General features: G+C 58.5%; 5 protein-coding genes. 3 read left to right on the top strand and 2 right to left on the bottom strand.

Annotation, left to right across the window (positions count from 1 at the left end; all coding sequences use genetic code 11):
* Together H5U08_RS08905 and thiC are read left to right on the top strand one after the other, a co-directional pair.
* Nucleotides 1-395 (top strand): hypothetical protein (locus H5U08_RS08905; RefSeq protein WP_297032292.1); only part of this gene is annotated, 395 nt, incomplete at its 5' end.
* A gap of 321 nt (nt 396-716) precedes the next feature.
* A complete protein-coding gene (thiC, locus tag H5U08_RS08900) occupies nt 717-2,051 on the top strand; it encodes a phosphomethylpyrimidine synthase ThiC (protein ID WP_297032290.1) in 1,335 nt (444 codons plus the stop codon).
* Nucleotides 2,052-2,095: 44 nt separating this feature from the next.
* On the opposite strand, the gene H5U08_RS08895 is transcribed toward thiC, so the two are convergent.
* Complete coding sequence (locus H5U08_RS08895) at nt 2,096-3,808, bottom strand: arylsulfatase (protein ID WP_297032289.1); 1,713 nt, start codon at nt 3,806-3,808, stop codon at nt 2,096-2,098.
* Nucleotides 3,809-4,698: 890 nt separating this feature from the next.
* Between H5U08_RS08895 and H5U08_RS08890 the strand changes: the two genes are divergently transcribed.
* On the top strand, nt 4,699-5,079 hold the full coding sequence (locus tag H5U08_RS08890; protein ID WP_297032287.1) for an STAS domain-containing protein: 381 nt from the start codon (nt 4,699-4,701) through the stop codon (nt 5,077-5,079).
* Nucleotides 5,080-5,198: 119 nt separating this feature from the next.
* On the opposite strand, the gene H5U08_RS08885 is transcribed toward H5U08_RS08890, so the two are convergent.
* The coding region (locus H5U08_RS08885) for a YraN family protein (protein WP_297032285.1) at nt 5,199-5,646 on the bottom strand (448 nt) is incomplete at its 5' end.

Below are 5,646 nucleotides of genomic sequence, written 5' to 3'. Positions count from 1 at the left end.
CATCCTTGGTTCTTCATACTGCAAATGAAAAATATCGAAACCTGGCCATCGAAGTCGAAGAATGGCTCAAGTCCCCCGAAATTCAAAAACAACTTGGCTCACCGCAGCCTCACGTCAAAGCCTTTCCGGATGGTGGTTTGCAGGACCTTGTCTCCCGATTTCGCAGGCTCGCGGCCGAATTACTCCAGGGTGATGACCCCCACTCGCTGGTCATCGATGTGACGCCGGGCAAAAAGACCATGAGCATTGCCTGGGCCCTGGCAGCGCCCAAGGGCGCACGTCTTGTATATGTGGACTCCAAATTCAATAATGACGTGCGCAAACCGGTACCGTTCACGGAAAAACTCGACATCTTTCCCCTCGACACGCTGCCCAATGATTCGGCTGCCTCATAAAACTCCGCCCACACCTCCGCCGAAGTCGGCGTCTTCCCGTGCGTAGTCCGATTCACGATTCCCGCCCGCAGGATGTGCACAACAACCTCAGGATCTCCGATCCTGGGTGCGAAAATTGGACGGAGAAAAAGAAGATCGATCGGCAATTTTACCTGACCGTGCGGCTTGCGTATTGGCGAGGCCGGTCGGTCAACTTGGCCACGCATCAGTTGCCGTTCTGGCGACACACAATAAGATAAAGGTTGAGTCTGCGTCGGACGCCAGGTTCTTTGTGCGTGGTTCGACAGGAAAGATCACCTCGTTTGGGAGGATAGATAAACAATGGCCACACAGATTGAAGCCGCTCGGGCCGGGGAAATCACACCGGAAATGGAATACGTCGCTCGCTCGGAGCACCTCAGCCCCGAACTGGTACGGGACGAGGTTGCCCGGGGACGGATGATCATCCCGGCCAACAAAATTCATCTCAAAAAGGGACTCAAGCCCATTGGAATCGGCATCGCATGCCGCACAAAAATCAACGCCAATCTGGGCAATTCTGCGTTGCAGAGCGACGTCGAATGCGAGCTGCAAAAGGTTCATTGTGCGATCAGCCTGGGGGCCGACACGATCATGGACCTCTCTACTGGTCCGGATATCGTGGGAATCCGCCAGCGAATCATCGACGCGTCGCCCGTTCCCGTGGGAACCGTCCCTATCTATCAGGTCGCCGAGGAGCTCGATGATATCGCCGATATGACGCCGCAACACTTCCTCGATGTCGTCGAGCAGCAGGCTGCCCAGGGCGTCGATTACATGACCATCCACTGTGCTCTGTTGCGGGAGCATCTGCCCCTGGTGGAAAAGCGGATTACGGGGATCGTCAGTCGCGGCGGGTCCCTTATTGCCAAGTGGATGGCGGTTCACAAAGAGCAGAATCCCCTGTACACGCACTTTGACGACCTGTGCGACATCATGCGACAGTACGACGTGAGCTGGAGTCTGGGCGACGGACTACGACCGGGTTGCCTCGCCGACGCCAGCGACGAAGCCCAGTTCGCCGAACTCAAGGTGATGGGCGAGCTCGCCCGGCGGGCGCGAGCAAGAGGCTGTCAGGTCATGATTGAAGGTCCCGGCCACGTTCCCATGGACCAGATCGAGCGGAATATCCGCCTGCAGATGGAATGGTGCGACGAAGCCCCCTTCTATGTGCTGGGACCGCTCGTCACTGATGTGGCGCCCGGCTATGACCACATTGCCAGCGCCATTGGAGCGGCCATGGCCGCCTGGTATGGAGCGGCCATGCTGTGCTACGTGACCCCCCGGGAGCACCTCGGACTGCCCACACTGGAGGATGTTCGGCAGGGGGTGGTCGCCTACAAAATCGCCGCGCATGCGGCGGATGTGGCGCGCCATCGCCCCGGTGCCCGCGATTGGGACGATCAACTCAGCCGTGCGCGCTTCCGGTTCGATTGGGAAGAGCAGTTCCGTCTGGCGATTGATCCGGAAACGGCGCGCCGGATGTGGGAAGAGACAGCCCGACCGGGGACCAGCCTGCATGCCAAATACTGCAGCATGTGCGGTCCAAAGTTCTGCTCGATGCGGCTGTCGCAGGACGTTGCCCGGCTGGAACAATCCTCCGAGCAACCCGCCCCCAAAACCGTTATTTCACGGTGAATCGGCGCGTCCGTTTGCAATCCGTTGGCAACCGAAAGCCAGTCTCAAGGTCCCACGCGGGTGACGACAACAAAGTAAAAACCACGCCAGGAGCCGTCTTCCGCCACGTGCCGCGCTTCCAGCCTGGTTTTGCCCGCCGGTAGATCGACCTCGAAGACGACTCCCTCGGCACCCGGCGGGATCGGTTTTTCTTCGTCCAGCAGACCTTCCACGACCAGCCGAGCCTTTCCTTCCGGAAGCTTGAAGGACACATACGGTGGCCGATCCCGAAGCTCGAATCGGTACCGTCCGGGACGGGCGAATTCGACCGCCCAGAACCCCTGCCCCTTAAGACCTCTTTCCATCTGGCTTTGATCCCAGGGAACAATTTTCCCATGCCAGTCATGGGAGCAAAGTGTCACGGGATTCTGTTCCGGCGCTCCCAGCACCAGTTCACAGTATTCCCCAAAACGCTGGGAGACATCGGCATACCACCGCTCGTACTCGCGGTGGAGTTCAGCAACCTTCTCCGGATGCTTGGACGCCACGTCGTGCTGCTGGCCGGGATCACTTCGCAAATCGTAGAGCTCCTTTCCGTTGATGAGCCGCCAGGGCCCCTGCAATACAGCCGAGGCGACCCACGGCTGAGGGTGGTCCACCCTGTTCACCTGAACCACCAGAGTCCGTTCCGGAACTGGCTGCTCACTTTCCAAATAGGGTCGCAGCGTGATGCCGTCCAGTTTGAGATTCTTCGGAATCGGGATGCCGCAGAAATCCATCAGCGTAGGCAGCAGGTCAAGATGAGCCGTCAAGCCGGGAACCTCTTTGGGGGTCAGTTTTCCCGGCCAGCGGATGAAACACGGCACGCGATGCCCACCTTCGTACATGGAGCCTTTCCTGCCCCGCATTCCCGCATTGAATCCCCCGCCGGCTGTACCGTTATCGGTCATGAACACGAGGATGGTTTTCTCTTCCAACTGGAGTTGTTTCAGACTCTCCAGCAGTCGGCCCACGTTCTCGTCGATGTTGGTGATCATCCCGTAAAACTTGGCCAGGTTGTCGGGGAGGCCCGCCTCTCGATATGGCTGGGCGTACCGCTCCTCGACCTGAAGCGGTGCATGGGCGGCATTGGTGGGAAGATAGACGAAGAACGGTTCATCCCGGTGTGAAGTGATAAACTTGAGGGCTTCCCGGAAAAAGATGTCCGTGCAATACCCCTCGTGTTTTTCCCATGTACCGTTGTGACAGAGCATGGGGGAAAAATAGGTATTGCCCCAGTAATCCGGGCCCTGCCCGATGCCACCGCCCAGATGAATGAGACATTCCTCGAAGCCTCGATCCCACGGCCGATAGGGGAAGCTATCTCCCAAGTGCCATTTTCCGAAAATGGCCGTGCGATAACCCGCCTGCCGGAAGAGCTGCGCCATCGTCACCTCGTCCCGACGCAGTAACGACCGGCCCATGATCGTGTGCCAGACACCCGTCCGACACGAATACCGTCCCGTCATCAGTGCTGCACGCGTCGGTGAACAGGTGGGATCCACGTGGAAGCCCGTCAACCGTACACTTTCCTGGGCAAGGCGATCCAGGTTGGGCGTCTTGATGAGGGGATTGCCGTGACAGTGCAGATCACCGTAACCCTGATCGTCGGTGATGATGAGAATCACGTTTGGCCTTGATGGACGGGCCTCCGCGGCAGAACACTGGCCACAGTAACTCGTCCCGGACAAAAACATAACCCCGACGAGGACAAACATGAGATTTTTGAACCCGCGCACGTGCCGCCTCCTTTCTACGACGATCAAGGGAACGCGCTATGGTGGACTCAGTTCCCACGCGATTTCAGGTCATGTACTCTCCGTCCTGACGCGAACACAAATGAGACATTCCTGTTCATGTGATGCGTTACTTCACAGCCCCCTGCGTTTACACCAGCCGCCATTGTAGATGAATCGGGTTCCGCCATCCACCTGCGGTCGGAATATTTGATTCAGCCCGGAGCGACCGGCTTCGGAGGGACGTGTTTCGGAGGGACCTGCTTGTCAGGTCCGCCTTCCAGGCTTGGATCATTGATTTCAACGGTCGGGCTTTAGCTCCTCGGTTCAGTTGCTGGTTAGACGGTAGGGGCGATTCATGAATCGCCCTTAACACAATTGGGCGCGTGCCAAACCGATCGCGTTTCGGTAGGGGCCATTCATGAATTGCCCCTACGGTACATGGTACCCGCGTCATGTCGTAGGGTTTTGCACAAGTGCGGATCGGTGGACTCGTTGCTAAACCGCCCCAAACCGGAATGCCGCTCCGCTTGTTGGAATTGCCCGGCCTGTTTGTTGCGCACGCCCGGGCTCGCTATCCTCAGGTGTTTCGAGCCTGAACAGGTGCTCCGCGAGGTTTGCATTTCCCCTCGGCGCTGGACATTCTCTCAGGCCGTCTGGCGACCGCTCCGCTCCACCGTTGGATAACCGTTCAGAAGCGGGCTGCGAACATGGAATGAGTAGGAAATACAGGTAAGATTTCCCCCTCGGTCAGGTTATTGGCGCACTGAGGACCCAACGCGACAATAATCTCCAGGACCAGCCGTTGAAGTTGCACCCTTGTCTTGGCAGCGGCTCCCGGGGGCTTCAGTCTTGTCCATGTTGTTTTCGGGGGAGGGAGAAAGGAGTCGGTCATGAACGCGCAGACCACGCTGGGCTGGGATCTGGAAGTCATGCGGGGAGAAGGCTGGCTCATCGTGCGGCCTGTTCCCCGCGGGGAGAACACGCTGGAACTTGTCCCCCTGGCCGACGAGCTGGCACAACTGCTCGAGCGGTGTCTGGTAAATCGGGTGATCCTCTGCCTGGACCGCATCCAGTTGCTCAACTCGTTTTTGATCGGGCAACTCGTGAAGTTGCAGAGGAGCCTGGAAACACGCGGGGGACTTGTTCGCCTCTGCCATGTCTCCCCGAATAATCGCCGGGCCCTGGAAGTGACCGGGCTGATCCGACGGCTTCCCGTCTATGACGATGTGGAAACCGCTGTCATGGGCGGTTTTCCTCGCAAACCGCGCTGAGCGACCGGTGTGACAACAGACGCGCTCTCCGAAAGCGCTCGGGAATTCGAAAGCTCCGCCGTCGCAATGATGGCTTTTCGGCCATCGAGCGCAAAAAGCGGACGAATATTCCGGCTTTTTCAATCGCAGCCGAACGCAGACTCCCAATGGGTGATTTTGGGAAGGTCGGTGCCGTGTTTCGGCCAGAGCACAGTGATCACGTCAAACCGCAATGGTCTAGTTGGACCGCCGTGTGATTTCAAATATTCCAGAGCGGCTCGAATGACGCGACGCTGTTTCGCCGGGGTCACGGTATCCGCAATATCGGGATCACACCCCGAGCGGCGAGAACGCACTTCCACGAAGATCCACGACTCCCCATCGGTGGCCACGATGTCCACTTCACCAGAGCGGAACCGAACATTTCGGGCGACGATCTGATAACCACGCTGAACAAGAAACCGGCAGGCGGCCGCCTCGCTGGTATCGCCGAGCGTCCTGCGGAAATTGCGCGAAGCCCCTTTCTTCTCTGCGTGGTTGGCAGCCCCGCGGCCTTCTCGCCGGGAACAAAAAAGACCTGTTTCCCAC

Source organism: Thermogutta sp., assembly GCF_014359955.1.
Taxonomy (GTDB): Bacteria; Planctomycetota; Planctomycetia; order Pirellulales; family Thermoguttaceae; genus Thermogutta.
The sequence above is the reverse complement of the archived record's forward strand: the minus strand, read 5'-3'. Positions and strand labels throughout refer to the sequence as shown.